Below are 26,670 nucleotides of genomic sequence, written 5' to 3' on the forward strand. Positions count from 1 at the left end.
CTTATGTCGATGACCACGCACAAATTTGAACATCCGTTAAATGAGAAAACTCGTATTTATCTAAGAGTAGAGTCTCTAATGCGTCAGGCTCACTTGGCCTCTGGTTTTGCTGAAAATCACCAGTACCAACTATTTTTCCGTGCGTTGTTTGATATGGTCGAGATTTTCGAGCAGCTACAGCTAAAAAGTGAACTCGCCAAAGATATTGAAAAGCAACGTCTGACTTATCGACACTGGCTGAATGTGGAAGGCGTAGACCAAGATGCACTGACATCCTTACTCAATGATATCGATGCTGTGCACAAACAGTTAATGCGAGCGGAAAGATTTGGTCAGGCACTAAAAGATGATCGATTTTTAAGTTCGATCAGACAAAGATTTAATCTGCCTGGTGGTTCTTGTTGCTTTGATTTACCAGCATTACATTACTGGCTGCATTTACCGCTTGAGCGTAAAAAGCAGGATGCGCAAAAATGGCTGGAAAGCCTGAAGCCGCTTTCTGATGCGTTGAACTTATGGCTAAAGTTAACCCGTGAAACCGGGCAGTTTAAAGCTCAAATCGGCCGTGCTGGCTTCTTCCAAAGCGATGCTGATGAAGCTAATATCCTGAGGCTCCATATCCCTATGGAACACGGTGTTTACCCAATGATTTCAGGGCATAAAAACCGTTTTGCGATTAAGTTTATGTCGTTTGAAAGTGGTCAAGCCTGCACCCAAGATGTCGAGTTTGAATTAGCGGTTTGTAGCTAGCCGCAACTCACTCTACTACAATTTTTATACCCTTCTTATCATCCAGATATTTGTTAGTACTAGAATACAAAGGGACGAACCATCCATGTCTAAATTTACTATCGTTCAATGCCCTCAATGTGGAGCCGACGTAGAATGGGGAGAACAGAGCCCTAATCGACCATTCTGTAGCAAGAAATGCCAGATGATTGATTTTGGAGAATGGGCAGATGAAGAGAATACCATTCCAGGTGCACCGGATATGTCGGACAGTGACGGCTGGTCAGAAGATCCATACTAGGTTCTAGGTTCTAGGTTCTAGGTTCTAGGTTCTAGGTTCTAGGTTCTAGGTTCTAGGTTCTAGGTTCTAGGTTCTAGGTTCTAGGTTCTAGGTTCTAGGTTCTAGGTTCTAAAGATTGAGGAAGTTGGCGTGAGAGTGTCAACTTTTTTATTGTCTGTCGAAAATGAGCCCTCTGTCGCTTTTCTACCACTCTCGGGTTAAGAGCCAATCCATTTAAGATTCGGCTTATTTTCCGACGGTTAAGTGAATTGAAAGTTTCACACACATCAGCAATATGTTTAGCTCATAACGCAGATATTTTCCTTTCTATCTAGGAAGAGGCGCGGAGTTTACGCCAGTAAATGAGCACCGATGACAACGGTAGAAAGGAAAATAGCCAGTTATGAGCAAACATAAAAAAACGGAGCCCATAGGACTCCGTTTAATGAGAACGCTAGTTATAGCATTACTTCTTAGCAAGTTTCTCTTTGATACGAGCAGACTTACCAGAACGCTCACGTAGGTAGTACAGCTTGGCACGACGTACTGCACCACGGCGTTTAACTTCGATGCTATCAACAATTGGAGAGTGTGTTTGGAACGTACGCTCAACACCTTCACCGTTAGAGATCTTACGTACAGTGAAAGCAGAGTGTAGACCACGGTTACGGATTGCGATTACAACGCCTTCGAAAGCCTGTAGACGCTCACGTTCACCTTCTTTTACCTTAACTTGAACAACAACAGTGTCACCTGGTGCAAATTTAGGTAGGTCTGATTTCATTTGCTCTTCTTCAAGAGCTTTGATGATATTACTCATTTTTAAAATTCCTAGAATAAACTGATACTAAATAAATTAGGTTACTTTGCTTTATGTTCGTTAACGGCTTTATGCTCATTAACAAACTCGGCAAGTAATTGTTCCTGTTCGTCAGTCAGAGCTAGGTTTTCCAGGAGCTCTGGTCTTCTTAACCAAGTTCGGCCCAGCGACTGCTTGAGTCGCCATCGACGAATGTCCTTGTGATTGCCTGACATCAGTACCGCAGGTACCTCTTTGTCATCCAACACTTCCGGACGCGTATAGTGAGGGCAATCTAACAAGCCATTGGCAAAAGAGTCTTCTTCTGCTGACGAAAAATCACCTAGTACCCCCGGAATAAACCGAGAGACAGAATCAATTAACGTCATGGCTGGTATCTCACCACCCGTCATCACAAAATCCCCAATCGACCATTCTTCGTCGACTTCAGATTGAATGATGCGCTCATCCACCCCTTCATAGCGGCCACAGATAAGAAGTAAATTCTCATTTGTTGCCAGCTCTTCAACCCCTTTTTGGTCGAGCTTGCGACCTTGAGGAGAAAGGTAAATGACTTTCGTCTTACCCGGTGATGCTTGCTTAGCGGTATGAATGGCATCGCGCAAAGGCTGAACCATCATTAACATACCAGGACCACCACCGTAAGGTCGGTCATCGACAGTTCGATGTTTGTCGTGAGTGAAATCTCGAGGATTCCATGTCTCAATAGACAAAAGACCTTTTTTAACCGCTTGACCTGTTACTCCAAAATCAGTAACAGAACGGAACATTTCAGGAAAAAGGCTAATAACGCCAACCCACATGTTTATCTCGCTCTGTAATTTTGGAGATTAGAATCCAGGATCCCAGTCAACTTCGATCCGTTGAGCTTCGCGATCAACACTAATGATCACTTGCTCTTCAAGGAACGGAATTAATCGTTCCTTTTGCCCGAAAGCATCTTTAAGATTTGCTTTAACCACCAGAACATCGTTTGAGCCAGTTTCTAGAATGTCAGTAACGACACCCAGATCGTAACCTTTAGTGGTTACCACTTGCATCCCAAACAATTCACGCCAGTAGAACTCATCTTCTGACAATTCAGGTAGTACCGCAGGGTCAATAGCAATTTCAAAGTTAGTCATTAAATGCGCGTCTTCACGAACATCCATGCCTTCCAGCTTAGCCACCATACCTTTGTTATGGCGCTTCCAGCTTTCTACTTTGTACTCAACCCATGTGCCCTTTTGGTTAATGTACCAAGGACTGTAATCGAAAATGCTTTCAGCATTGTCTGTGTAGGAAAAAACCTTAAGCCAACCTCGAATGCCGTAAGTAGCACCAAACTTGCCTACAACAATCTTTTCGTTGCTCATTGTTTCTTTACCTTTCATCGACATAAACTAGTTTCTACTTCTAAAGTAAAAAAATTAAGCCGCTTTTTGAGCGTCTTTAACTAGCTTAGCAACGCGGTCAGATACAGACGCGCCTTGACCAACCCAGTGGTTAACGCGGTCTAGGTCTAGACGTAGACCTTCTTCTTGACCTTTAGCAGTTGGGTTAAAGAAACCAACTTTCTCGATGAAACGGCCAGTTGCAGCGTTGCGGCTGTCCGCTACTACGATTTGATAAAATGGACGCTTTTTAGCGCCGTGACGTGCCAAACGAATGGTTACCATGTCGTCCTCTTTGCTTTCTCAAAAATAAAATTAACCCCAAGAACCATTCAGTAAATGAACAATTTGGGGCTCGTGCCAAAATAAAGCTCCGGAATTTTACTCTTATACCGGAGCAATGCAAGGGATTTAGTTACTTTTTCACCAACATAAATTGAAATTAAAGTTTGTGATGTAGCTAACACCCTGAAACTATAGTGTGAGCGGGTGATTATCGACCAAATGGGTTGAAACCACCACCTCCGCCCATGCCACCCATCATGCCTTGCATGTTGCGCATCATGCCTTTCATGCCGCCTTTTTGCATCTTTTTCATCATTTTCTGCATTTGGGTGAACTGTTTGAGCAGACGATTTACGTCCTGAACCTGCACACCTGAACCCGCTGCAATACGTTTCTTGCGCGAACCTTTGATGATTTCAGGGCGTTGACGCTCTTTCATCGTCATAGAACTGATGATCGCTTCCATCTGCTTAAACATCTTGTCATCGACTTTGTCTTTGACATTGTCAGGTAGCTGAGACATGCCTGGAAGTTTATCCATCATGCCCATCATGCCACCCATGTTTTGCATTTGGCCCAACTGTTCACGGAAGTCTTCCAAATCGAAGCCTTTCTTCTCTTTGAACTTTTTCGCCAGTTTTTCTGCTTTTTCTTGGTCAACGTTACGTTGCAGGTCTTCAATCAAAGACAGAACGTCACCCATGCCAAGAATACGTGATGCTACGCGGTCTGGGTGGAATGGTTCCAGTGCGTCAGTTTTCTCACCAACACCTAGGAATTTGATTGGTTTACCCGTGATATGGCGAACCGATAGCGCCGCACCACCACGTGCGTCACCGTCAACTTTGGTTAGAACCACACCCGTAAGTGGCAGTGCATCACCAAAGGCTTTAGCGGTATTCGCCGCATCCTGACCTGTCATTGCATCAACAACAAACAGCGTCTCAACCGGGTTAATCGCAGCGTGAAGTTCTTTAATCTCACCCATCATCTGTTCATCAATCGCCAAACGACCAGCGGTATCGACAATCAGAACATCGTAGAATTTCTTCTTCGCGTGATCGATTGCTGCATTCGCAATATCAATTGGCTTTTGGTCTGGTGACGACGGGAAGAAATCGACACCGATGTCTGATGCGAGAGTTTCTAGCTGTTTGATCGCCGCAGGACGATAAACGTCGGCAGACACAACCAGTACTTTCTTCTTATCACGCTCTTTTAAAAGCTTAGATAGCTTACCTACCGATGTGGTTTTACCCGCACCTTGTAGACCTGCCATCAAAAGTACTGCTGGCGGCTGAGCGGCTAGGTTAAGAGCCTCGTTAGACTCACCCATTACCGCCTCAAGCTCGGTTTGAACGATCTTAATAAACTCTTGACCCGGAGTCAGAGATTTAGAAACTTCTACACCAACTGCTTTTTCTTTAACGCGGTTTACGAATTCACGAACAACAGGAAGCGCAACGTCCGCTTCCAAAAGTGCCATTCGTACTTCACGTAGGGTTTCTTTTATGTTGTCTTCTGTCAGACGACCTTTGCCACTGATATTTTTCAGCGTTTTGGATAATCGATCCGTTAAATTCTCAAACATCTTTGTCTCTTCGCTAAAATGGCGATTAATTAGGGTGAGTATACCTTAGCCAAGGTCTGAGTCATACCCGTACCGCTGCTCTATTCTTATCTCTATTTCTATATGGTGGGGTAACTTATTAATTTCAATATCTCATCTATCGCGATTGTTGTCGTATAGAGCGTAGCCGCAAAGAGTAATGCAAGGTATAATTTCTCTATTGTGCACAACATCATTTAGGATTCATGGATAGCGTAATTGCCATCGCGGCCGCCATACTTTACATATTGGCGATTGCGACGATCATACCCGGACTTTCACAACAGTCAGTCATCAAAGCAAAAACCGTATTTGCCAGCGCTGCCTGTGCGCTTGTTTTCCATGCGTGGTTATTGAGTGATCTGATCCTTGATGGTTCGGGTCAGAACTTTAGTATTCTTAATGTCGCTTCTCTTATCAGTTTCATCATCTCGCTGGTGATGAGTGTTGCGATGCTAAAGAATCGGCTTTGGTTTCTGTTGCCCGTCATTTATAGCTTTGCTGCCATCAACTTATCTGCTGCGGCTTTTTTACCAAGCACCTTCATTAAGCATTTAGAAAACGATCCTAAGCTACTCATTCATATTTCTTTTGCTTTATTTTCTTATGCCACACTAAGTATTGGCGCGTTGTATGCGTTGCAACTAGCTTGGCTGGACCACAAACTGAAAACCAAAAAGTCCCTAGCAATCAACCCTAATTTACCGCCACTACTCATGGTTGAGCGTCAGTTGTTTAAAATTATTTTGATTGGTAATTTACTTCTGACAGCTACGCTTATTACAGGCTATGTGTTTGTTCAAGATATGTTCGCGGAAGGAAAAGCGCATAAAGCCATTCTTTCTTTCATCGCCTGGGTGGTCTATTCAATATTACTGTGGGGCCATTATCAAAAAGGTTGGCGTGGAAGAAAAGTAACCTGGTTTGCAGTTGCAGGAGCCACGTTACTCACTCTGGCTTATTTCGGTAGCCGCTTTGTAAAAGAGATCATTTTGAATTAAGGCGTCCACAAGCCCTTTATATTCAAAGTCAAATCAAATACAGTACCTTAAAATCTATGACTTAACAGTTATACATAGCTGTTAAAAATAACCCAATACTTACAAGGAACAGCAACGTTTTGGACGACATATCTACGGGTATCTTATTTGCGCTACTCGCGTGTCTTATCGTCATATCAGGTTACTTTTCCGGTTCAGAAACAGGGATGATGTCACTGAACCGATATCGCTTGAAACACTTAGCCAAAAATGGGCATAAGGGTGCGAAGCGTGTCGAAAAGTTATTAGACCGTCCAGATCGCCTGATTGGTCTTATTCTTATCGGCAATAACCTTGTGAACATTCTCGCTTCGGCGATCGCTACTATTTTAGGTATGCGTCTGTACGGTGACATGGGTGTCGCTATTGCGACAGGTGCTCTCACCATGGTTGTGTTGGTATTCGCAGAAGTGACGCCAAAAACCATCGCCGCTCTGTATCCAGAACGCGTGTCTTATACAAGTAGCATTCTGTTAACCATTCTGATGAAGTTACTTTCACCACTTGTGCTGTTAGTTAACTTCATTACCAATGGCTTTATTCGTCTGCTTGGCGTAAAAGCCGATCACTCTGTTGAAGATCACCTCAGTTCAGAAGAATTACGCACGGTAGTAAATGAAGCTGGCGGCCTTATACCTCGTCGCCACCAAGACATGCTGGTGTCCATTTTGGATCTCGAGCACGTCACCGTAAACGATATTATGGTGCCACGTAATGAAATTACCGGTATCGACATCAACGACGACTGGAAGTCTATCGTTCGTCAGTTAACGCACTCACCGCATGGACGTATCGTTTTTTACCGCGACCAAATAGATGAAGTGGTAGGCATGCTACGTTTGCGAGAAGCTTACCGTCTGATGCTTGAAAAGAACGAGTTCACGAAAGAGACATTACTGCGTGCCGCTGACGAAGTGTACTACATTCCCGAAGGCACACCTCTGAACGTGCAGATGTTGAAGTTCCAGCGCAACAAACAGCGTATTGGTCTTATCGTTGATGAGTATGGTGACATTATTGGTCTGGTAACGCTTGAGGATATCTTGGAAGAAATCATTGGCGAGTTTACGACGTCCATCTCACCTAGTTTGTCCGATGAAATTAGCCCACAAGGCGATGGCAGTTTCTTAATCGAGGGTAGCGCAAACATTCGCGACATCAATAAAGGTCTGAAATGGCATCTGCCAACTGATGGACCTCGTACACTAAATGGATTGATCTTGGAGCACTTAGAAGACATTCCTGAAAGCCACTTGAGCGTGCAAGTGTCCGGACATCCGATGGAAATTGTCGAGATTGAAGAGAACCGAATTAAGTTAGTTCGCGTTTATCCGAAACGAAAGAAAGGCAGTAACTAACACCAATCTGTTTACTGACCTATAAAAATAGCCTGACATTGTCAGGCTATTTTATTTACAGCGTTTGTGAGATAGCTCAGGGGCTTAGTCGATACGAAGCTCTTTTAACATCGACTCAGGCAGAGCTAGCTCATCATTTTTATTCACTGACACACCCGCATCCAGAATGTTTTTCGCAATTTGTTTTGCTTCATCCAATGAGTGCATTGCAGCTGTGCCACATTGGTATTCATTCAGCTCAGGAATTTTGTTCTGACTTTCTACTTTCAGCACATCTTCCATTGATGCAATCCAAGCGTCTGCGACTTGTTGTTCTGAAGGCGTACCGATCAGACTCATGTAAAAGCCTGTACGACATCCCATTGGCGAGATATCAATGATCTCAACACTGTCACCGTTTAGGTGGCTACGCATAAAGCCTGCGTAGAGGTGCTCTAGTGTGTGGATACCTTTCTCTGAAAGGATATCTTTGTTTGGTGCAGTAAAGCGTAAATCGAAGACAGTAATGGTGTCCCCTTTAGGGGTTTGCATGGTTTTCGCAACTCGCACAGCGGGTGCATTCATACGAGTGTGATCCACAGTAAAACTATCGAGTAAAGGCATTACATCTCTCCTGATTGTAATCTCAACACCTTACGGTATTGGTTTGATTTCTGTTTATCCCTGTTGGGTTAAAAGAACCAGCTGCTGTTGTCTTCCAGTTCCTGACGACATTGTTTCAGCTGCCAGCCATAATTCTTCGCGGTTTGTTCTACACGTCTTGCGACTTTAACTAAGCTAGGCTTCCTTTTATAGGTTCCACGCTGATATCCACCTCTCCCTTCATGATAGGCAAGATATTGGTTATATGGGTCCCATAAAGAGATACCAAGCTGACGACGGGTTTCGTGGGTATACCAACCGACAAACATCATAGCGTCGTCAAAGTTAGTACGCGAGCCACCTTGCCCGGTCGAATCCTGAAAATCGTCCCAAGCGGGATCTTGCGCCTGGGCATAGCCATATGCGCTACTGACTCTTCCCCAAGGGATAAAACCCAGCACATAATCTTTGGGTGGTTTTGCGTCGTGTCGGTATGAACTCTCTTGCTTGATAATGGCCATTGCGACATGGATCGGAGTTCCCCACTCTTCTTCCATATCTTTAGCATCATCATACCAGCCAGATTTTTCTCGGAATATCTCGCATAGATTATCTTGCTGCTGCGGTGGTGCCGTCGCACATCCAGAGAGCAACACACTACCTAACACCGATACGACTAGAGGCTTAATATTCAATCCCACCCAATCCTTATTATTTTAAATAAGAAAAATAATCTTCTAGGAAGTCATCAAAAGACATCGTATCACTCAGCTCTGCTTGTTTCTGCTTCTCAATAGATGTTGACACTTCCTGCTCCATCACTTCTTGTGAGTAATGCTGGTAGCCGTGATTAAGATTATCTTCACGATGCTTTATACCTAGTGAACAACCTACTTTACCTAAACCGCCCAGCTCTTTAGTCAGTTCCAACAATTGACCAGAAGTCGTCAATTCAGGTTCGTCAATCCAGCCAGTTAACTTATCACAAACCTCTTGGTAAGCATTATCACCGTTCACCTCATCCATCACCACAGCAATTTGGCGTAGATCTGCAAACACGCGGTGAGCCCACTCTTGTAGAGGCAAGCGTTCACCTTGGCAACCGATCTGAAGCATCAAGCCTTTTTCACGACCAGACACAATGACCTTGTTCCAGTTATCACGCCAACACTCCAGTTCACAGTTATCCATTGGTTCTGAGTCTGACAATGCTGCCCAAGTGAGAAACAGGTCGAGGAAGCGAACTTGTTCTTCAGTTATGCCTACCGGGCTGAATGGGTTCACGTCCAATGAACGAACTTCAATATATTCCACACCCGCACGCTTTAACGCTTCTGATGGTTTCTCACCACTTTTAGCCACGCGTTTAGGGCGAATTGGCGCGTACAATTCGTTTTCTATTTGCAAAACATTCGAATTAAGCTGACGGTACTCGCCATCCACTTTCACACCAATTTTTGCGAACTCTTCTGACGGACGACGAATAGCATCACTTAAACCTTCTAGATACTGGCCAATACTATTGAAGCCAATCTTTAGCGAGCTCTGGGCATGATTCGTGTAACCAAGGTCACTCAGACGCAAAGACGTTGATTTCGGTAAGAATAACGTTCCCCCCAAGCTCTCGAAAGGTAAACTCGTTTCTCGGCCTTGAATAAACGAACCACACAACGCAGGCGATGCACCAAAGAAATAGGGAATCATCCAACCAAAACGGTAGTAGTTACGAATAAGGGCAAAATAGGCATCGGATTTCGTTTCCTGACGAGCCTCTTCATCCTGCTCGCCATATAGGGCATCCCAAAACGATTCAGGGAATGAAAAGTTGAAGTGCACGCCCGAAATAATCTGCATTAAGCTACCGTAACGGCGTTTTAACCCCTCTCGGTAGAGGGTTTTCATTCGCGCTGCGTTAGACGACCCGTACTGTGCCAGATTAATATTGTCTTCACTGGCTACATAACATGGCATCGAAAGCGGCCACATTTTTTCTTCACCCATTTTCGTTTGAGTAAAGTGATGAATATCTTTCAGTTGGGCCATTAGCTCCGGAACATCATGAGAAACCGGGGTAATGAATTCCAGTAGCGACTCTGAAAAGTCCGTGGTAATCCACTGGTTTGTGAACGCTGAGCCCAACCCCTCTGGATGAGGTGTTGTTGCTAGCTGTCCATCCTGACGATAGCGTAAAGTTTCACGCTCAACACCGCGTCCAAACTGCTTAAATACTTCCGGGTTTGATGCAACTTTTTCCAGTCGCGCAGCAAAATCAGTCAAAATGAGGTTCGCTTATATTAGGAGCAGGCCACTTGCCATCCGAAGCAAGTGAAAGCTAAGTTGTTGATATTTAGTTCATCTAGATAAAGAACCCATGAAAAGTCACTTATCTAGATGTATAGCGGAGAGCACGCCCTCCGCTATTAGATGTGTACTCTATCGAATGATTTCAAGCTCTTCTACGTCTTTCCCCAATTTTTCTAATTGAGGGCGAAGTGATTTTGCATCGCCAACCACAATGATTTGGTAGTCATTAGGGTCAAACCACTTTTGTGCCAGCGTGTTAAGCGTCTGCTTGTCCACTGTTTCTACAATCGCATTACGCTGCTGAATATAGTCTTTATCGAGGTTATACTTAAAGATATTGCTGATAAGCTCCGCTTTTTGAGTTGGAGTTTCATATTTCAGAGCATCTTTTTGTCCCACCGCCTGGCGCATAAACTTCAATTCATCGTCCGTTATACCAACTTGAGAGAATTCATTCAGTTCAGTCTTCATTTCCATGATTGAAGCAATAGTTGCGTCAGCACGCACTTGTGCGGTGAATACAACCGAGCCTGTTTCCGGATTGCCAGAGAAGTAACCATATGCGCCATAAGTGTAACCTTTGTCTTCACGCAGATTTTGGTTGATACGGCTATTGAAGTTACCTGCTAGATTGAAGTTAGCCAACTGACCAAGGAAGAACTCTCCCGTAGCATCGTATGGCACCCCTTGGCGAACCATCATCACCACGCTTTGCGGCGCTCCCGGTTTGTCGACAAGGTGAACTTTTTGCTTACCCAATGCAGGAATATTTTGCGGTGCATACAGAGGAGCAGCGTCATCCTGCCAGTTAGCCCAGAACGCTAACTTTTGCTCGATATCTTGTTTACTCACATCACCTACCACGGTGATCTGTGCACCTTGTGGCGTGTAGTGTGTTGCGTAAAACTCACGGATATCATTTAGAGTCAGTGCTTTCATTCCGGCTTGTGTGCCATCTTTAGGGCGAGCGAAAATGGAATCACCGTAAAGTACCTGGCGGCTTGCTTGAGAAGCCATCCAGCTTGGGCTTTGGTGCTCATAAACCAACCCTTCCAGAGCTTGCTCTTTCACACGTTCAAAGTCTTCTTGTTTGAACGCAGGTGATAACAACATCTCTTCGACAATCTTCAAGGTTGGCTCTAAGTTTTTTTCCAATGCCGAGACGCTGATGTTGGTCGTATATCCCGTTGCATCGACAGAAATAACACTACCGAGTTTATCTAGCTCAGCCTGAATCTCTTCCGTGCTGCGTTTGGTCGTGCCTTCCTGAAGCATCGAAGCGGTTAGTTGTGCTAGTCCTTCCTTACCTTTTTCAACAAAACGAGTGCCTGCTGGCAAACTGAACTGCATCATAACGGTTGGCGTTTCATTGCTAACTGCGCCTAAGAGCTCAGATCCATTGTCAAAATGCACATCATACAAATCCGGCATAGTGGCCTTCACAGGATCACCAATTGGTGGCTGAACTGAACGATCAAAGTTATCAGTTGCTCGGCGGTAAGCAAGCTGATCTTCAGTGATCTTCTTGTATTCAGGTAGTGTGCGCTCAGGCGTTACAAAGGTAGCAGGTTTAACGGCCAGATCAGTTTTACCCGTTGGCACCACACTTAAGGTCACTTTTGATTTACCCTGAATAAAATCACGGTACACTTTATCGACAGAATCGGGGGTCACAGCTCGAATTTGCTCTAGCTGCTTTTCAATTAAATCGGGTTGACCAAAGAAAGTTTCGTTGGAGGCTAACTGTGTCACCTTGCCTTTTACGCTTTCCAGCGCAAAAATCGCGTCGGCTTCAGCCTTACCTGTAAGCTGCTCCAAACGATCTTCCGTTACACCCGTTTCAGCAAATTTATTCAAAGACTGCATAACGTCATCATACAACTTAGATAAATCGCCTTTGTCGCCAGAATCTCCCATCGCATAGACAAAGAATGTACATGCCAGCTCCGCACAGTCATGGAATGAACCCGCATCAACCGCTTTCTGTGTTTTCACCAGGTCTTGATAAAGTAAGCTGTTGGTTCCGCCACCAAGCACTTCGGATAAGGTATCCAGTGACGCTTGGCTTGCTTCACCATCGTACGTCGTTGGCCACGCGATCATCACCATTGGCTGCTGAATACGGTCTTCTAACGTAATGTATTTGCTTTCGGTCAGCGTTGCTGGTTGTTTTGGGGCGTTCTCAACTTCTGGGCCACGAGGAATAGAGCCAAAGTATTTGTTAACCCAACTCAGCGTCTTTTCAACATCCAGATCGCCACCTATCGTCAGAGTTGCGTTATTTGGGCCATACCATCGTAAGAAAAACGCCTTCAGATCATTCACGTCAACGCGATCTAAATCTTCCACATAACCGATTGTTTGCCATGAGTATGGATGACCTTCAGGGTATAACGCTTCTGACATGCGCTCCCAAATCAAACCATATGGGCGGTTATCGTAACGTTGAGCACGTTCGTTTTTAACCGTAGAACGTTGAATTTCAAACTTATGCTGTGAAACAGCATCAAGCAAGAAACCCATACGATCAGATTCGAGCCAAAGCATTTTTTCTAGCTGATTGGCAGGTACAGTTTCAAAGTAGTTAGTGCGGTCTCGGTTGGTCGTCCCGTTGAGTGTACCACCAGCCTCAGTGATGATTTTAAAATGCTCTTGATCACCAACATTCTCCGACCCTTGGAACATCATGTGCTCAAAGAAGTGCGCAAACCCAGACTTACCGATCTCTTCACGGGCAGAACCAACATGATAAGTCATATCAACGTGCACCAGCGGATCTGAATCTTCTGGCGCGAGGATGACGGTCAATCCGTTATCAAGTTTGTATTTTTGGTATGGGATTTTAACTTTGCCTTCTTCCGCTTGTGATGACTCTACGAAAGTGATCCCCTCTGGCAATGAAGAAACAGGGGATTGTGATGCACAACCCGTGATCACTAGCAGTGAACACGCGCCTACCCAAAACATTCTCATGAACTTTCCTTAAAATAATCCGAGATAGATGGCTGCTAGAAGGCTGTATCTAGCGGCCTTTCCAAAAAATATTAACATTACACACGGCAGGAATTTCATCCGTAACCATCCTGCCGCTAAGCACAGCGGGTCACCAATTATAGGTAGCCAACTGAAAAATAAAGCCCAGTAACCATATTTTGATAACCACTTTAACGCGGTATGGCCATGTTTTTCATCCTGGGTTTTATTTGGGATCCATAATCCAAGCCAGTAATTGGTCAAACCTCCAAGGGTATTACCAATGGTCGCTACGGTGATGATGGAAAAGACGGAATATTGATTTAGAGAGAGGGTCGCTATGAGACCAGCCTCAGAGCCACCAGGAAGTAAGGTAGCACTGAGAAAGCCGGTCATAAAAAGCACCCACAATGCTGACCCAGAAAACAAAAGCGCGATGTTCTCAAAGCCAGCATTGAATGTTTCTAACATGTCATATCAAGCAAAACCTTGCCTCGAGTGCGCCCCGATTCCACTTGTTCGTGAGCTGCGACAACCTCGTCCATTGGGTAGACATGTTGAACCTCTGTTTTTAGTAAACCTACATCAGCCATATACAGTAAAGAATCCAGCTGCTCTGGCTTAGGCTCAACTAACATACCGTTCGCTTCTAAGCCCAACTGTTTTGCTTGTTCGCAAATCTTCTCAGCAGTAATCGTAGGAATAGTAACAATCCTTGCATTAGGCTTTAGACATTTGAGAGCGTCCAAAGCCGCATCTCCACCCACTAAATCAATTAAAACATCTATATCTTCAACACGTTCTGACACTGGTCCTAATTGATAGTTCACTGCATGGGCACCAAGTGAGGTGAGATAATCGACATTTCGCTCACTACAAGTTGTAAAAACCTCAGCTTTGCTTGCGACAGCCAGTTGCACCGCGATGTGACCGACACCACCAGCACCAGCAAGCACTAAAACACGATCGCTTTCTGTGACATTGGCTTTCTCCAGTGCCTGAGCCGCGGTTTGGCCGGCAAGAGGAAGGACAGCAGCCGATTCCAAAGGAACATTACTTGGTACGTGGCTCAGTTCTGATTCAGACACACAGACATACTGACTGTATCCGCCACCTTTTACAGGAAAACCAATGAAACCAGCTACCTTCTCTCCAACAGCAAAACGGGAAGTTTGCTCGCCACATGATATGACTTCGCCCGAAATGTCATATCCCGGAACCCAAGGCAGGTTATCTTTGTTTTGCGCCGCAGCCCAGCCCAGACCTGCACGAGTCTTGACATCAATAGGATTAATGCCGGAAAAAGAGACCTTAACTAACACTTCACCTGACTTTGGTGACGGTGTTGGGGCGTGTTGAATCGCAAGTACGCTTGCGTCTCCAAATTCCGTGATAACTATTTGTTTGTGTTCCATAAACCATTCCTTGAAAGACAAAAAGGGATGCCGAAGCATCCCTTTGACTATAAACCATTTTGTTTAGCGAAGTTAATGGCTGTAAGTGGATAATTTAATCCCTAGCACAGTCACTGCGTTCGTAGGCTACTGACACACTAGCCGACCAGTGCAAGTAGAATACCTGCCGCTACTGCAGAGCCAAGAACACCAGCCACGTTAGGACCCATAGCGTGCATCAACAAAAAGTTTTGTGGATTGGCATCCAAGCCTACTTTGTTCACCACTCGCGCCGCCATAGGCACTGCAGAAACCCCAGCTGCGCCGATAAGTGGGTTGATGTCTTCTTTCGAGAACTTATTGAGTAACTTAGCCATTAGAACGCCTGCTGCCGTACCGATACTGAAAGCAACCGCGCCCAAAGCCAAAATACCAAGCGTTTCCAAGTTTAGGAACTGATCCGCTTGTAACTTAGAGCCAACACCAAGACCAAGGAAGATGGTCACGATATTGATCAGCTCGTTCTGTGCTGTTTTCGATAAACGATCGACAACACCCGCTTCACGCATCAAGTTACCCAAGCAGAACATCCCTACCAGAGGCGTTGCAGAAGGCAAAAATAGAATCGTCATCAGCAGTACAGCTAGCGGGAAAATCACTTTTTCCCACTTACCAACATGGCGTAACTGAGCCATTTTCACCTGACGCTCTTCCTGAGTGGTTAACGCTTTCATGATAGGTGGCTGGATAATCGGCACCAATGCCATGTAGCTATATGCCGCAACCGCAATCGCACCAAGTAAGTCTGGAGACAGTTTACTTGCCAGGAAAATAGCGGTTGGGCCATCAGCACCACCGATAATCGCAATTGACGATGCATCTGCCATGGAGAACTCCATGCCCGGCACATAGTTAAGCAAAATCGCACCAAATAGCGTTGCAAAAATACCAAACTGCGCCGCAGCACCTAACCAAAGCGTTTTGGGGTTCGCAATCAACGCGCCAAAGTCCGTCATTGCGCCGACGCCCATAAAGATCAACAGCGGGAATACACCCGACTCAATCCCGATGTAATAGACGTAGTACAGCAAACCACCCGGCTCTGTGAAACCTGCATTAGGAATGTTGGCTAAAATGGCACCAAAACCGATTGGCAGTAGCAGTAGTGGTTCAAAACCCTTTCGGATCGCCAAGAACAACAGAGTACAACCAACCAACATCATACAGATTTGGCCAAACTCAAAGTTAGCGATCCCTGTTTCTAACCATAGGGTCATCAATCCGTCCATGATACTCCCTTATGCCAGGCTAAGAAGAGGTGCGCCTACGGTCACGGCATCACCTTCTTTCACATTTAATTCCTGAACGATACCACCGCGCGCAGCTCGAACTTCCGTTTCCATCTTCATCGCTTCTAAGATCAGCAGTACGTCACCTTCAGCCACTTCAGCACCAGGTTGTACATTGACTTTAAAGATGTTGCCCGCAAGTGGAGCAGGAACTGACTCCGCAGAAGTGTTGGCTGGTGCAGCAGGAGCCGCTGCTTTTGCTGGCGATGTTGATGGTGTAACCGACGTCAACTCACCTTGAGGCCCAACTTCTACTTCATAAACTTGTCCGTCAACACGAACACTATATGTTTCCACGCCGCCTGCAGGTGTTTGAGTCGCTGGTGCCGGAGCTGGTTTAGCGGATTCTAAGGTAGGCGCTGGTTCAAACGCTTCTGGATTACCACGGTTCTTCAGGAACTTAAGACCAACTTGAGGGAATAGTGCGTAAGTTAATACGTCATCAACTCGTTCACTCGCCAGTTTAATGCCTTCTGATTGCGCTTTATCCATCAACTCAACCGTCAGGGCTTCCATTTCTGGCTCTAGCAAATCAGCTGGACGGCATGTGATTGGCTCTTTGCCTTCAAGCACTTTAGCTTGTAGCTCTGCGTTGATTGAAGCAGGTGCTTGACCATACTCTCCCTTCAACAGACCCGCCGTTTCCTTGGTAATGCTCTTGTAGCGCTCACCTGTTAGCACGTTGATAACAGCCTGAGTACCAACAATTTGCGAAGTTGGTGTTACCAATGGAATGAAGCCAAGATCTTCACGAACACGAGGGATCTCTTCTAGTACTTCATCAAGACGGTCAGCAGCGCCCTGTTCTTTAAGCTGGCCTTCCATGTTGGTTAACATACCGCCTGGCACTTGAGCAATCAGGATACGAGAATCCACGCCTTTCAATTGACCTTCCCACTTCGCGTATTTCTTGCGAACCTCGCGGAAGTACGCGGCAATTGGCTCTATCTCTTCCAGTTTCAGGTTAGTGTCACGCTCTGTACCTTGAAGCATCGCTACCACAGTTTCTGTTGGCGTATGACCGTAGGTACTACTCATTGATGAAATCGCAGTATCAAGAATGTCTATACCCGCTTCAACCGCTTTAATTGCAGTGGCAGTTGATAGACCCGTAGTTGCATGACAGTGCAGTGCAAGCGGCACATCACACGATGCTTTGATACGAGTAATCAGCTCTTCGGCTTCATAAGGTTTTAGAAGACCTGACATATCCTTAATACATAACGAATGACAGCCTAAGTCTTCCAGGCGTTTTGCTAGATCAACCCACGTATCTGCGTTGTGTACAGGGCTAGTTGTGTAAGACAACGTCCCTTGTGCGTGAGCGCCTACATCCACGGTCGCTTTAACCGCTTTTTGGAAATTTCGCACATCATTCATCGCATCAAAAATACGGAAAACATCCATACCATTTGCATGTGCTCGCTCAACAAACTTCTCTACTACGTCATCAGCATAATGGCGGTATCCTAAAAGATTCTGACCACGCAGTAGCATTTGCATTGGTGTATTTGGCATCGCTTTTTTCAGCTCTCGCAAACGCTCCCACGGGTCTTCTCCGAGGAATCGAATGCACGAATCAAACGTTGCCCCACCCCAAGTCTCTAGAGACCAATAACCAATCTTATCCAGTTCAGCTGCAATAGGCAGCATATCGTCGATACGCATACGCGTAGCAAACAGTGATTGATGGGCGTCTCTAAGGACCACATCTGTAATCGCTAGTGGTTTAGACATACTCTTAAACTCCTTTTTAATCCTATTTCGGCTACTTCGCGACAGAGGTGCGATGTTTATGAATCGCAGCTGATATCGCCGCCACTACTTGTGGACTAACAGCGGAAGAGGTTGATTGATTATTGGTATTTATTTTTGGTGCAGCGATCGGCTCTAGTACTTCTTCTGGTACTAATCTCGACATGAGCCGAACGAGAAAAACAAGAATAGTGAGGAAAATAAACACGACCGCCATCCCAGTAATCATGAGAGTGGCCGCATCTACTAGCAGGCTTCCTATATTAGTCATGTTGCTTCCTTTCTTTGTCATCCTGACAGGCGCAGGACTTTAATTGTGTTATATCCCGACCAAAGGATTATCTCGACTGGTTAAACTTTGTCAATTTTGTTTAAGGAAGGTTTGTCGTAATCCTTACAAATGATTATTCATTCACTACCTAGATCACAGTTTGTATGTAATTAATGTAGGCAACGTGAATGATAAATTCATAAACAGACTAAATGAAAGCAAATATAAAAACCGCGATTAGGATTTCAAAACCGAAATAGACAAAGTTAGAAAAATTAAAAAGAAACAATAAGATATATTAATTTAACATTTAATAAACATAAATAAAACAAGACGTTTACGCGAGAATAGTAAAGAAGTGACCGATAGGTTAATCAGAACAAAAGTTTCATTTTCAGCGCTAGAAATGCGTCAAAGAACAAGACAGTCAGTATAGGCAATTTTTTGAATAAATCAGTAAAAGCAGAAACCAAATCGCGGTGAATCGCGATCGAAGAAAGAGTGAAATAGCAGATACAAAAAAGCCTCGCATAAGCGAGGCTTTCTAATAAGTGGCGCGTCCTGGAGGATTCGAACCTCCGACCGCCTGGTTCGTAGCCAGGTACTCTATCCAGCTGAGCTAAGGACGCGCAGTTTTCGATTATCAATACCTGTAACAGGTTATCAATATCAGGGCATTACCCTCAATAAGTGGCGCGTCCTGGAGGATTCGAACCTCCGACCGCCTGGTTCGTAGCCAGGTACTCTATCCAGCTGAGCTAAGGACGCGCAGTTTTCGACATCAACACCTGTAACAGGTTATCAATATCAGGGCATTACCCTTCAATAAGTGGCGCGTCCTGGAGGATTCGAACCTCCGACCGCCTGGTTCGTAGCCAGGTACTCTATCCAGCTGAGCTAAGGACGCGCAGTTTTCGACATCAATACCTGTAAACAGGTTATCAATATCAGGGCATTACCCTTCAATAAGTGGCGCGTCCTGGAGGATTCGAACCTCCGACCGCCTGGTTCGTAGCCAGGTACTCTATCCAGCTGAGCTAAGGACGCACACGTTTCGATATCAACTTTAGTCAATATCAGGGCAATACCCTAAATTCTTTTTTCAAAAAAGTCAGACTTATTTGAAAGTGGCGCGTCCTGGAGGATTCGAACCTCCGACCGCCTGGTTCGTAGCCAGGTACTCTATCCAGCTGAGCTAAGGACGCACAATTTGTGAAGCGTATCACATTGACTTTCTTTAAGAACAAAAAAATTGACAGCTACGTCAATAAATGGCGGTGAGGGAGGGATTCGAACCCTCGATACGGCTACAAACCGTATACTCCCTTAGCAGGGGAGCGCCTTCAGCCTCTCGGCCACCTCACCGTTTTATTTGTTCTAAAGAGTGGCGCGTCCTGGAGGATTCGAACCTCCGACCGCCTGGTTCGTAGCCAGGTACTCTATCCAGCTGAGCTAAGGACGCGCAATACACTTTAGTTGTGTCGCAAGAATGGCGGTGAGGGAGGGATTCGAACCCTCGATACGGCTACAAACCGTATACTCCCTTAGCAGGGGAGCGCCTTCAGCCTCTCGGCCACCTCACCGTCTTGCGGAGGCACATATTACGTTTTACCGAAAATATGTCAAACACTTTCTTTGAAAAAATCCGCTAAAAACACTTAACCGTTGTCGATTTAATCAAAGTGACTATTAAACGAACTTTATCACCCTATTATGATGAAAAAAAGAGAATCTTCGCGGAAAAAAAGACATTTATCATAAACTAAAAAGGCCAGCCCTTTGGCTAGCCTTTTTCATTCAAACTAAGCTCTGTAAACAGATGATACTTAGTAGTTACCTGAAGCAACGTTACCGCTACCTTTTTCAGCTTGAATGCGCATGTAGATTTCTTCGCGATGAACTGACACTTCCTTCGGTGCGTTAACGCCGATGCGCACTTGGTTACCTTTAACACCTAGTACAGTTACAGTTACCTCATCACCAATCATCAGTGTTTCGCCTACGCGACGAGTCAAAATTAGCATTCTATGCTCCTTGAGTAATCTCTAAATTTTCTTGCTATCACGCTATTATCCAACAAAAGTTATATTTTCGTAAACTACCTTGTTAGCGAAATCACCCTAATAGGGCATGTTTTTGTTGGATGCTTAACGCTTCATTAGACGTAATGTAAGCATCATGAAGAATGTTTGCCGCTAAATCCACACAGTCAGGTGATAATACGAGCATCATAGTGAGAGCATTCGTTGCGCAGAAATTGATCGCAATATCTTGCTCAGCCAGCAAATCGCATGCATGCTCTACCATTCCATTGGCCTCCAGCCCTACTGCGGTCAACAGGCTTACCATTTCACTATTACGGATTTTATCGCTGAACACCAGATCGAACTTGGCACATGCATCTTGTTTTATCATGATACCTGTCCGTTCTGTATCCTCGATCACATTCCAGATGTCGATACCTAGCATCTGGCATTGCTTTGTAGCACTGGACAAATGTTCTTTATCTACTTCAATAATGGCAAGGTCTCGTTGAATAGCTATACCAGAGATGGCTTGTGTGCCCGTCTCTCCCTTAACTAAACTACCTTCATTCACATCGAATGTAGAAAGCACGCGTAGCGGTACATTGTTCTTCCATGCATATTGCACCGAAGGTAAATGTAAAACTTTAGCACCACGGCTTGCCATTGCTTCCATTGAAGGAAAGTCAATCACTGCCATTTTTTTTGCCGTTTTTACTACACGTGGGTCACAAGTATAAATACCATCAACGTCGGTAAAGATTTGACACTCATCTGCGCGTAGTGCACCAGCCAGTGTCACTGCGCTCGTATCTGAGCCTCCTCGACCTAATGTGGTGATATCCCCATTTTCATTCACACCCTGAAAACCCGCGACGATAACGACATGCTCTTGTTCAAGCAATGCCATCACTCTCGTGGTATCAATGTGCTTAATCGTTGCGTCATTGTGCTGGTTATCCGTCACAATGTTCGCCTGTGCTCCGGTAAGTGAGCGTGCAGGATGACCCATTTTGTTGAGTGTCATCGCCAGCAGTGCCATCGACACTTGCTCACCAGCAGAGAGCAAAACATCAAGTTCTCGGGCTGTAGGAACGCTATCTACCTGTTTAGCTAGGTCCATAAGCCTATTGGTTTCGCCTGACATAGCAGACACAACTACAACAACTTGATTACCATCATTTTTCGCCTTAATGATGTGTTCAGCAACTTGGTGGATTCTTTCAATTGAACCCACAGAGGTTCCGCCAAACTTTTGCACGATAAGGGGCTTTTTCACCAGTCTTCACCTTCCCAAGACCAAAGTCTCATTCGGACCACATACATTCTGTTTATATAAGTGGTAGTTACAAGAAAAACCAAGCAGCTTAGAGGGCCAGCTTAATCTCTGGTCCATTAAACCACTTGGTCAACGTAAAAAAATTACGCCCAATCAAAACAAATTGATTGAGCGTATATTTGTTATCTATTGCTTGTTATAAGCGCTCTTCCAGCCAAGGCTGAACCGTTTTGATTGCTTCAGGAAGTGCCGCTACATCAGTACCGCCAGCTTGCGCCATATCTGGACGACCGCCGCCTTTACCACCAACCTGCTCTGCAACCATTTTAACTAAATCACCCGCTTTGACTTTGCCAACCAGATCTTTAGTTACACCAGCGATCAAACCAACTTTGTCACCCGTGATGTTAGCCAGAAGTACAACGCCAGAACCCATTTGGTTCTTGATATCATCAACCATAGTACGTAGGTTTTTGCTGTCAGCACCTTCGAGAGCCGCAACCAATACTTTTGTACCGTTAACTTCTACCGCTTTACCCATGATGTTTGCACTTTCTGCCGCAGCCATCTTGTCTTTCAGCTTTTGAATTTCTTTTTCAAGCGCTTTCGATTTTTGCGCAGACTCAGCCAGCTTCTCTTCGTACTTAGCCGTTTGAGTTTCGATCACGTCTAGAGCCGCTTCGCCAGTTACGGCTTCAATGCGACGGATACCCGCTGCAATACCGCTTTCCGACGTAATCTTGAACAAGCCAATGTCACCAGTGCTTGAAGCGTGGATACCACCACAAAGCTCCGTAGAGAAGTCACCCATCGACAGAACGCGAACTTCATCGTCGTATTTCTCACCAAACAACGCCATCGCACCTTTCTGCTTCGCAGATTCGATGTCCATGATATTGGTTTCGATGACATGGTTACGACGAATTTGAGCGTTAACCAAACGTTCCACTTCTTTTAGCTCTGCTGCGGTCACCGCTTCAAGGTGCGAGAAGTCAAAACGTAGGCTTTCAGGTCGAACTAGAGAGCCCTTCTGTAACACGTGCTCACCCAACACTCGGCGAAGCGCTTCGTGCAGTAAGTGCGTAGCAGAGTGGTTTAATGAAGTTGCGGCACGACGCTCAGCATCGACGATAGTTGCAACATCATCACCTTTCGCCAGTACACCTTCAGCCATGACACCGTAGTGTGCGATTGCGTTACCCAGCTTCTGAGTATCTTCTACGCGGAATACACCTGATTCAGTACGAATCTCACCAGCGTCGCCACACTGACCACCTGATTCAGCGTAGAATGGCGTTTCACCTAATACAATGATTGCTTTGTCGCCTGCAGACAGTGATTCAACTTCGTTACCTTCAACGAACATTGCTTCTACTGAACTTGAACCGTTTGTACCTGTGTAACCACAGAACTCAGTTTCCGCGTCCACTTTGATTGTCGCGTTGTAGTCTGTACCAAACTGGCCAGCTTCACGAGCACGTTGACGCTGCTCTTCCATTGCTTTTTCGAAACCTTCTTCGTCGATAGTGAACTCACGCTCACGAGCGACGTCGTTAGTTAAATCTGCAGGGAAGCCGTAGGTGTCGTAAAGTTTAAATACGGTTTCACCGTCTAGCTCTTTGCCATCCAAGTTATCCAAAGCTTCGTTCAGGATCGTCATACCGCGATCAAGCGTACGACCGAAGTTTTCTTCTTCGATACGCAGAACTTTTTCTACCACCGCTTGCTGGCGTTTCAGCTCTTCACCAGCGGTACCCATGACTTCTGCAAGCACGCCAACCAGTTTGTAGAAGAAAGTACCTTGTGCACCTAGCTTGTTACCGTGACGAACCGCGCGACGGATAATACGGCGTAGAACATAACCACGACCTTCGTTTGAAGGCATTACGCCATCAACAATCAAGAATGAACATGAACGAATATGGTCTGCGATAACGCGCAAAGATTGGTTAGATAAATCGTCGTGACCAACCACTTCAGCGGCTGCTTTGATCAGAGTTTGGAATACGTCGATTTCGTAGTTTGAGTGAACGCCTTGCATGATCGCAGAGATACGCTCAATACCCATACCTGTATCAACAGATGGTTTTGGCAGTGGCTCCATAGTACCGTCAGCGTGACGGTTGAACTGCATAAATACGTTGTTCCAGATCTCGATGAAACGGTCTCCATCTTCTTCAGGAGTACCAGGGCGACCACCCCAGATGTGCTCACCGTGATCGTAAAAGATTTCGGTACATGGACCACAAGGACCTGTGTCACCCATTTGCCAGAAGTTATCTGACTCGTATGGTTTGCCGCCTTCTTTGTCACCAATACGGATGATACGGTCAGCTGGAACGCCTACTTTTTTATTCCAGATATCAAATGCTTCATCATCGGTTTCGTAAATCGTAACCAGTAGACGCTCTTGAGGTAGTTTCAGTACTTGAGTTAAAAATTCCCAAGCAAATGAAATCGCATCGTCTTTGAAGTAATCACCGAAGCTAAAGTTACCTAGCATCTCAAAGAAAGTATGGTGACGAGCTGTAAAGCCTACGTTTTCCAGGTCATTATGTTTACCGCCAGCACGTACACAACGTTGAGCCGTAGTCGCTCGAGTATAGGCTCGTTTTTCCAAGCCTAAGAAACAATCTTTAAATTGGTTCATACCTGCGTTTGTGAACAGCAGGGTTGGGTCGTTATGTGGTACTAACGATGAACTTTCTACGATTTGGTGTCCTTTGCTTTCAAAGAACTTGAGGAACGCGTTACGAACCTCGTCAGTGCTCATGTACATGCAGCTCTTCCTGAAAATAGTCGAGTTAGAATTTCGCCGTATTGTAGATCAAGCAATCAGCTACGACTAGTTTTCTTACGGAAAAGAGGTCTTAGAGGAATAATTTTGAAGAAAAACAAAAAAAAATGCTGGTGAATCCCACTCAATCGTGCTCATCAAAGCTCAGCGCATAGCTGATTTGGTCAAAACTGTATCCACGATATTGCATAAAACGCACCTGTTTGGCGTACTCTTTCTGGTCTTTGGCTTTTATTCCTTTGAATTTTTTCTCCGCCGCTATTCTTGCCAATTCAAACCAGTCTTGCGGCTCTTCCATCATCGCTTCATCGATGATCGATTCCGCTACTCGTTTTTGGGCTAGTTCCTGACGGATCCTGCGTTCACCATGACCTTTATAGACATGTTGGCGAATCTGGCTTTTGGCGTAACGTAGATCGTCGAGATAGTTGTGATCCAAACAAAAATTGATTGCCGCTTCGATATCGGACTCTTCATACCCTTTCAAAGCCAGCTTTTGATATAGCTCATATTGTCCGTGGTCACGACGGCTCAATAACTGAATAGCCGCTTCTTTACTAGATAGGGTCGGTGCTTGACGCTTTTGGTACATGATGATCCTAAACCTATTTTTCCTGTACAGACTTTCTGGTCAGCCCTTTAATTTTAGATATAACAGATACAACAAAGCCCCGCGTTGCAGGGCTTTTATATCCTTTATTTAAAGTCGAGGTTAAAACTCTTCTTCTTTCTGCTCTGGCATTTCACTGCCTTCAGGCACTGCTGGCGACAAAAGCATCTCACGAAGTTTTTTGTCGATAGTCTGAGCAACTTCTGTATGCTCACGCAGGTAATTACAAGCATTTGCCTTGCCCTGACCGATCTTGTCACCATTGTAGCTGTACCAAGCACCTGCTTTTTCAACCAGTTTGTGCTTCACGCCTAAGTCCACAAGCTCACCTTCACGGTTAAAGCCCTGGCCGTACATGATCTGCGTATTCGCTTCTTTAAATGGTGCTGCAATCTTGTTCTTAACTACTTTGATGCGAGTTTCGTTACCCACAACTTCGTCGCCATCTTTGATTGCACCAGTACGACGGATATCAAGACGAACAGATGCGTAGAATTTCAGTGCGTTACCGCCAGTTGTCGTTTCTGGATTACCAAACATCACACCAATCTTCATACGGATTTGGTTGATGAAGATACACATACAGTTAGACTGCTTCAGGTTACCTGTTAGCTTACGCATCGCCTGAGAAAGCATACGAGCTTGGAGACCCATGTGGCTGTCGCCCATTTCGCCTTCGATTTCTGCTTTTGGCGTTAGTGCGGCAACAGAGTCGACAACCATTACGTCGATAGCACCTGAACGCGCTAATGCATCACAGATTTCTAGCGCTTGTTCACCTGTATCAGGCTGAGAAACTAATAGCGCATCGATATCTACACCAAGCTTCTTCGCGTATACAGGATCCAGCGCGTGTTCCGCATCGATAAACGCACAAGTTTTGCCTTCACGCTGTGCTGCTGCAATCAATTCCAACGTAAGCGTTGTTTTGCCTGAAGATTCTGGACCGTATACTTCGACAATACGACCCATTGGTAAACCACCAGCACCCAAAGCAATATCAAGAGAAAGAGAACCCGTTGAGATGGTTTCTACGTCCATTGCGCGGTTATCGCCAAGGCGCATGATTGAGCCTTTACCGAATTGTTTTTCAATTTGACCTAGCGCAGCGGCGAGCGCTTTCTGTTTGTTCTCGTCCATTACTTTCTCCGATTTATTCATCTTCTTTGGGCGACGAATAGTCATTAAACTTTACTTAAGCAGATAACCCGCTCTTCAATGCAAGTTATTATACTGTTGATTCATACAGTGTCTATACCTGTATGAAAAAAATTTGGGCTGTTCTACAGCATACTTTGGTTCCAGACCTTATCACGTCTGGGCTAAAGTATTTTTAAATTTTCTCGTTCAAATGCTGATAGATTCGAGTCAGTGCATGAAACACTGCTTGTTCACGCACTTCTGCACGATCACCAGCAAAATGCATGGTTTCAACCAACAGCCAGTTTTGTTTATCTGCAAATGCAAAACACACTGTTCCGACCGGCTTGTCTGCACTACCACCGCTAGGTCCTGCAATACCACTGATTGAGACGCCTATCGTTGCATTCGAATGGTTCAATGCCCCCTGAACCATTTCAATCACGACAGGTTCACTGACTGCACCGTTCTCATCCAGAGTCTTTGCGTTAACCCCAAGCATTTCCATTTTCGCTTCGTTGCTGTAAGTCACAAATGCACGATCCAACCATGCAGAGCTGCCTGCAATGTCTGTAATAGCGGTAGCCACACCACCTCCGGTACAAGATTCCGCCGTCGTCATTACATGCCCATGCTGCTCTAAAAGCGCCCCTAAATCTGCGCTTAATTTTGTTGTTTTTTCCATAGCCAAATTGCCC

At 45.2% G+C, this 26,670-nt stretch carries 24 protein-coding genes and 8 tRNA genes; 4 read left to right on the forward strand and 28 right to left on the reverse strand.

Annotated elements, in window-relative coordinates; all coding sequences use genetic code 11:
- Nucleotides 1-9: 9 nt before the first annotated feature.
- Together zapD and yacG are read left to right on the forward strand one after the other, a co-directional pair.
- Nucleotides 10-750 (forward strand): cell division protein ZapD, encoded by a 741-nt coding sequence (gene zapD, locus L3V31_RS06550; protein ID WP_237315309.1) that lies wholly within the window; start codon nt 10-12, stop codon nt 748-750.
- A gap of 85 nt (nt 751-835) precedes the next feature.
- Nucleotides 836-1,030 (forward strand): DNA gyrase inhibitor YacG, encoded by a 195-nt coding sequence (yacG, locus tag L3V31_RS06555; protein WP_237315310.1) that lies wholly within the window; start codon nt 836-838, stop codon nt 1,028-1,030.
- 445 nt (nt 1,031-1,475) lie between these two features.
- On the opposite strand, the gene rplS is transcribed toward yacG, so the two are convergent.
- From rplS to ffh, 5 genes are all read right to left on the reverse strand, one after another.
- Nucleotides 1,476-1,829: a 50S ribosomal protein L19 gene (gene rplS / locus L3V31_RS06560; RefSeq protein WP_038870475.1), complete on the reverse strand. Its 354-nt coding sequence runs from the start codon at nt 1,827-1,829 to the stop codon at nt 1,476-1,478.
- Nucleotides 1,830-1,870: 41 nt separating this feature from the next.
- On the reverse strand, nt 1,871-2,632 hold the full coding sequence (trmD, locus tag L3V31_RS06565) for a tRNA (guanosine(37)-N1)-methyltransferase TrmD (protein WP_237315311.1): 762 nt from the start codon (nt 2,630-2,632) through the stop codon (nt 1,871-1,873).
- Nucleotides 2,633-2,659: 27 nt separating this feature from the next.
- On the reverse strand, nt 2,660-3,208 hold the full coding sequence (gene rimM, locus L3V31_RS06570; protein ID WP_237315312.1) for a ribosome maturation factor RimM: 549 nt from the start codon (nt 3,206-3,208) through the stop codon (nt 2,660-2,662).
- 30 nt (nt 3,209-3,238) lie between these two features.
- A complete protein-coding gene (gene rpsP, locus L3V31_RS06575) occupies nt 3,239-3,487 on the reverse strand; it encodes a 30S ribosomal protein S16 (RefSeq protein ID WP_005379962.1) in 249 nt (82 codons plus the stop codon).
- 208 nt (nt 3,488-3,695) lie between these two features.
- Complete coding sequence (gene ffh / locus L3V31_RS06580; RefSeq protein ID WP_237315313.1) at nt 3,696-5,078, reverse strand: signal recognition particle protein; 1,383 nt, start codon at nt 5,076-5,078, stop codon at nt 3,696-3,698.
- A 224-nt stretch (nt 5,079-5,302) separates the two neighbouring features.
- Between ffh and L3V31_RS06585 the strand changes: the two genes are divergently transcribed.
- The gene (locus L3V31_RS06585; RefSeq protein WP_237315314.1) at nt 5,303-6,097 is read left to right on the forward strand and encodes an inner membrane protein YpjD; all 795 of its coding nucleotides are present in this window, start codon (nt 5,303-5,305) and stop codon (nt 6,095-6,097) included.
- Between the two features lie 119 nt (nt 6,098-6,216).
- Complete coding sequence (locus tag L3V31_RS06590; RefSeq protein ID WP_237315315.1) at nt 6,217-7,494, forward strand: CNNM domain-containing protein; 1,278 nt, start codon at nt 6,217-6,219, stop codon at nt 7,492-7,494.
- Nucleotides 7,495-7,578: 84 nt separating this feature from the next.
- Here L3V31_RS06590 and luxS read toward each other — a convergent pair whose 3' ends face one another.
- The 23 genes from luxS to pncC form a co-directional block, all read right to left on the reverse strand.
- Nucleotides 7,579-8,097 (reverse strand): S-ribosylhomocysteine lyase, encoded by a 519-nt coding sequence (luxS, locus tag L3V31_RS06595; protein ID WP_014232962.1) that lies wholly within the window; start codon nt 8,095-8,097, stop codon nt 7,579-7,581.
- Between the two features lie 68 nt (nt 8,098-8,165).
- Nucleotides 8,166-8,771 (reverse strand): hypothetical protein, encoded by a 606-nt coding sequence (locus L3V31_RS06600; RefSeq protein ID WP_237315316.1) that lies wholly within the window; start codon nt 8,769-8,771, stop codon nt 8,166-8,168.
- A 16-nt stretch (nt 8,772-8,787) separates the two neighbouring features.
- Entirely contained in the window at nt 8,788-10,353 is a 1,566-nt protein-coding gene (gene gshA / locus L3V31_RS06605) for a glutamate--cysteine ligase (RefSeq protein WP_237315317.1), read from the reverse strand.
- 156 nt (nt 10,354-10,509) lie between these two features.
- Entirely contained in the window at nt 10,510-13,353 is a 2,844-nt protein-coding gene (locus L3V31_RS06610; RefSeq protein ID WP_237315318.1) for a pitrilysin family protein, read from the reverse strand.
- Nucleotides 13,354-13,362: 9 nt separating this feature from the next.
- Nucleotides 13,363-13,824 (reverse strand): YqaA family protein, encoded by a 462-nt coding sequence (locus L3V31_RS06615; protein ID WP_237315319.1) that lies wholly within the window; start codon nt 13,822-13,824, stop codon nt 13,363-13,365.
- Nucleotides 13,818-14,768 (reverse strand): NADP-dependent oxidoreductase, encoded by a 951-nt coding sequence (locus L3V31_RS06620; RefSeq protein WP_237315320.1) that lies wholly within the window; start codon nt 14,766-14,768, stop codon nt 13,818-13,820. Before L3V31_RS06620 ends, L3V31_RS06615 begins: the two co-directional genes overlap by 7 nt.
- A 137-nt stretch (nt 14,769-14,905) precedes the next feature.
- Nucleotides 14,906-16,036 (reverse strand): sodium ion-translocating decarboxylase subunit beta, encoded by a 1,131-nt coding sequence (locus L3V31_RS06625; protein ID WP_237315321.1) that lies wholly within the window; start codon nt 16,034-16,036, stop codon nt 14,906-14,908.
- 9 nt (nt 16,037-16,045) lie between these two features.
- Complete coding sequence (gene oadA, locus L3V31_RS06630) at nt 16,046-17,833, reverse strand: sodium-extruding oxaloacetate decarboxylase subunit alpha (protein ID WP_237315322.1); 1,788 nt, start codon at nt 17,831-17,833, stop codon at nt 16,046-16,048.
- A gap of 31 nt (nt 17,834-17,864) precedes the next feature.
- Nucleotides 17,865-18,122: an oxaloacetate decarboxylase subunit gamma gene (locus L3V31_RS06635; protein WP_237315323.1), complete on the reverse strand. Its 258-nt coding sequence runs from the start codon at nt 18,120-18,122 to the stop codon at nt 17,865-17,867.
- A gap of 552 nt (nt 18,123-18,674) precedes the next feature.
- Nucleotides 18,675-18,751, reverse strand: a tRNA-Arg gene (locus L3V31_RS06640).
- A 62-nt stretch (nt 18,752-18,813) separates the two neighbouring features.
- Nucleotides 18,814-18,890: transfer RNA gene (locus tag L3V31_RS06645), tRNA-Arg, on the reverse strand.
- 62 nt (nt 18,891-18,952) lie between these two features.
- Nucleotides 18,953-19,029: transfer RNA gene (locus tag L3V31_RS06650), tRNA-Arg, on the reverse strand.
- 63 nt (nt 19,030-19,092) lie between these two features.
- Nucleotides 19,093-19,169 (reverse strand) — tRNA-Arg (locus tag L3V31_RS06655).
- Nucleotides 19,170-19,250: 81 nt separating this feature from the next.
- Nucleotides 19,251-19,327, reverse strand: a tRNA-Arg gene (locus L3V31_RS06660).
- Nucleotides 19,328-19,394: 67 nt separating this feature from the next.
- Nucleotides 19,395-19,487: transfer RNA gene (locus L3V31_RS06665), tRNA-Ser, on the reverse strand.
- 20 nt (nt 19,488-19,507) lie between these two features.
- Nucleotides 19,508-19,584: transfer RNA gene (locus L3V31_RS06670), tRNA-Arg, on the reverse strand.
- Nucleotides 19,585-19,612: 28 nt separating this feature from the next.
- Nucleotides 19,613-19,705, reverse strand: a tRNA-Ser gene (locus L3V31_RS06675).
- Between the two features lie 243 nt (nt 19,706-19,948).
- Nucleotides 19,949-20,146 (reverse strand): carbon storage regulator CsrA, encoded by a 198-nt coding sequence (csrA, locus tag L3V31_RS06680; RefSeq protein ID WP_237315324.1) that lies wholly within the window; start codon nt 20,144-20,146, stop codon nt 19,949-19,951.
- 91 nt (nt 20,147-20,237) lie between these two features.
- Nucleotides 20,238-21,425, reverse strand: coding sequence for an aspartate kinase (locus tag L3V31_RS06685; RefSeq protein ID WP_237315325.1), 1,188 nt, complete (start codon nt 21,423-21,425; stop codon nt 20,238-20,240).
- A 196-nt stretch (nt 21,426-21,621) separates the two neighbouring features.
- Nucleotides 21,622-24,204, reverse strand: coding sequence for an alanine--tRNA ligase (alaS, locus tag L3V31_RS06690; RefSeq protein WP_237315326.1), 2,583 nt, complete (start codon nt 24,202-24,204; stop codon nt 21,622-21,624).
- 142 nt (nt 24,205-24,346) lie between these two features.
- The gene (gene recX, locus L3V31_RS06695) at nt 24,347-24,814 is read right to left on the reverse strand and encodes a recombination regulator RecX (protein ID WP_237315327.1); all 468 of its coding nucleotides are present in this window, start codon (nt 24,812-24,814) and stop codon (nt 24,347-24,349) included.
- Between the two features lie 120 nt (nt 24,815-24,934).
- Nucleotides 24,935-25,972 (reverse strand): recombinase RecA, encoded by a 1,038-nt coding sequence (recA, locus tag L3V31_RS06700; RefSeq protein WP_237315402.1) that lies wholly within the window; start codon nt 25,970-25,972, stop codon nt 24,935-24,937.
- A gap of 193 nt (nt 25,973-26,165) precedes the next feature.
- Complete coding sequence (gene pncC / locus L3V31_RS06705; RefSeq protein WP_237315328.1) at nt 26,166-26,657, reverse strand: nicotinamide-nucleotide amidase; 492 nt, start codon at nt 26,655-26,657, stop codon at nt 26,166-26,168.
- Nucleotides 26,658-26,670: the final 13 nt, after the last annotated feature.

The sequence above is a fragment of the Vibrio sp. J1-1 genome, assembly GCF_021728395.1.
In the GTDB taxonomy this organism is placed as follows: Bacteria; Pseudomonadota; Gammaproteobacteria; order Enterobacterales; family Vibrionaceae; genus Vibrio.

What these genes read in the sequence shown, in the direction of transcription:
- zapD (WP_237315309.1), top strand. Translation starts at nt 10, where the DNA reads ATGACCACGCACAAATTTGAACATCCGTTAAATGAGAAAACTCGTATT.
- yacG (WP_237315310.1), top strand. Translation starts at nt 836, where the DNA reads ATGTCTAAATTTACTATCGTTCAATGCCCTCAATGTGGAGCCGACGTA.
- rplS (WP_038870475.1), bottom strand. Translation starts at nt 1,829, where the DNA reads ATGAGTAATATCATCAAAGCTCTTGAAGAAGAGCAAATGAAATCAGAC.
- trmD (WP_237315311.1), bottom strand. Translation starts at nt 2,632, where the DNA reads ATGTGGGTTGGCGTTATTAGCCTTTTTCCTGAAATGTTCCGTTCTGTT.
- rimM (WP_237315312.1), bottom strand. Translation starts at nt 3,208, where the DNA reads ATGTCGATGAAAGGTAAAGAAACAATGAGCAACGAAAAGATTGTTGTA.
- rpsP (WP_005379962.1), bottom strand. Translation starts at nt 3,487, where the DNA reads ATGGTAACCATTCGTTTGGCACGTCACGGCGCTAAAAAGCGTCCATTT.
- ffh (WP_237315313.1), bottom strand. Translation starts at nt 5,078, where the DNA reads ATGTTTGAGAATTTAACGGATCGATTATCCAAAACGCTGAAAAATATC.
- L3V31_RS06585 (WP_237315314.1), top strand. Translation starts at nt 5,303, where the DNA reads ATGGATAGCGTAATTGCCATCGCGGCCGCCATACTTTACATATTGGCG.
- luxS (WP_014232962.1), bottom strand. Translation starts at nt 8,097, where the DNA reads ATGCCTTTACTCGATAGTTTTACTGTGGATCACACTCGTATGAATGCA.
- L3V31_RS06610 (WP_237315318.1), bottom strand. Translation starts at nt 13,353, where the DNA reads ATGAGAATGTTTTGGGTAGGCGCGTGTTCACTGCTAGTGATCACGGGT.
- L3V31_RS06615 (WP_237315319.1), bottom strand. Translation starts at nt 13,824, where the DNA reads ATGTTAGAAACATTCAATGCTGGCTTTGAGAACATCGCGCTTTTGTTT.
- L3V31_RS06620 (WP_237315320.1), bottom strand. Translation starts at nt 14,768, where the DNA reads ATGGAACACAAACAAATAGTTATCACGGAATTTGGAGACGCAAGCGTA.
- L3V31_RS06625 (WP_237315321.1), bottom strand. Translation starts at nt 16,036, where the DNA reads ATGGACGGATTGATGACCCTATGGTTAGAAACAGGGATCGCTAACTTT.
- oadA (WP_237315322.1), bottom strand. Translation starts at nt 17,833, where the DNA reads ATGTCTAAACCACTAGCGATTACAGATGTGGTCCTTAGAGACGCCCAT.
- L3V31_RS06635 (WP_237315323.1), bottom strand. Translation starts at nt 18,122, where the DNA reads ATGACTAATATAGGAAGCCTGCTAGTAGATGCGGCCACTCTCATGATT.
- csrA (WP_237315324.1), bottom strand. Translation starts at nt 20,146, where the DNA reads ATGCTAATTTTGACTCGTCGCGTAGGCGAAACACTGATGATTGGTGAT.
- alaS (WP_237315326.1), bottom strand. Translation starts at nt 24,204, where the DNA reads ATGTACATGAGCACTGACGAGGTTCGTAACGCGTTCCTCAAGTTCTTT.
- recX (WP_237315327.1), bottom strand. Translation starts at nt 24,814, where the DNA reads ATGTACCAAAAGCGTCAAGCACCGACCCTATCTAGTAAAGAAGCGGCT.
- recA (WP_237315402.1), bottom strand. Translation starts at nt 25,972, where the DNA reads ATGGACGAGAACAAACAGAAAGCGCTCGCCGCTGCGCTAGGTCAAATT.
- pncC (WP_237315328.1), bottom strand. Translation starts at nt 26,657, where the DNA reads ATGGAAAAAACAACAAAATTAAGCGCAGATTTAGGGGCGCTTTTAGAG.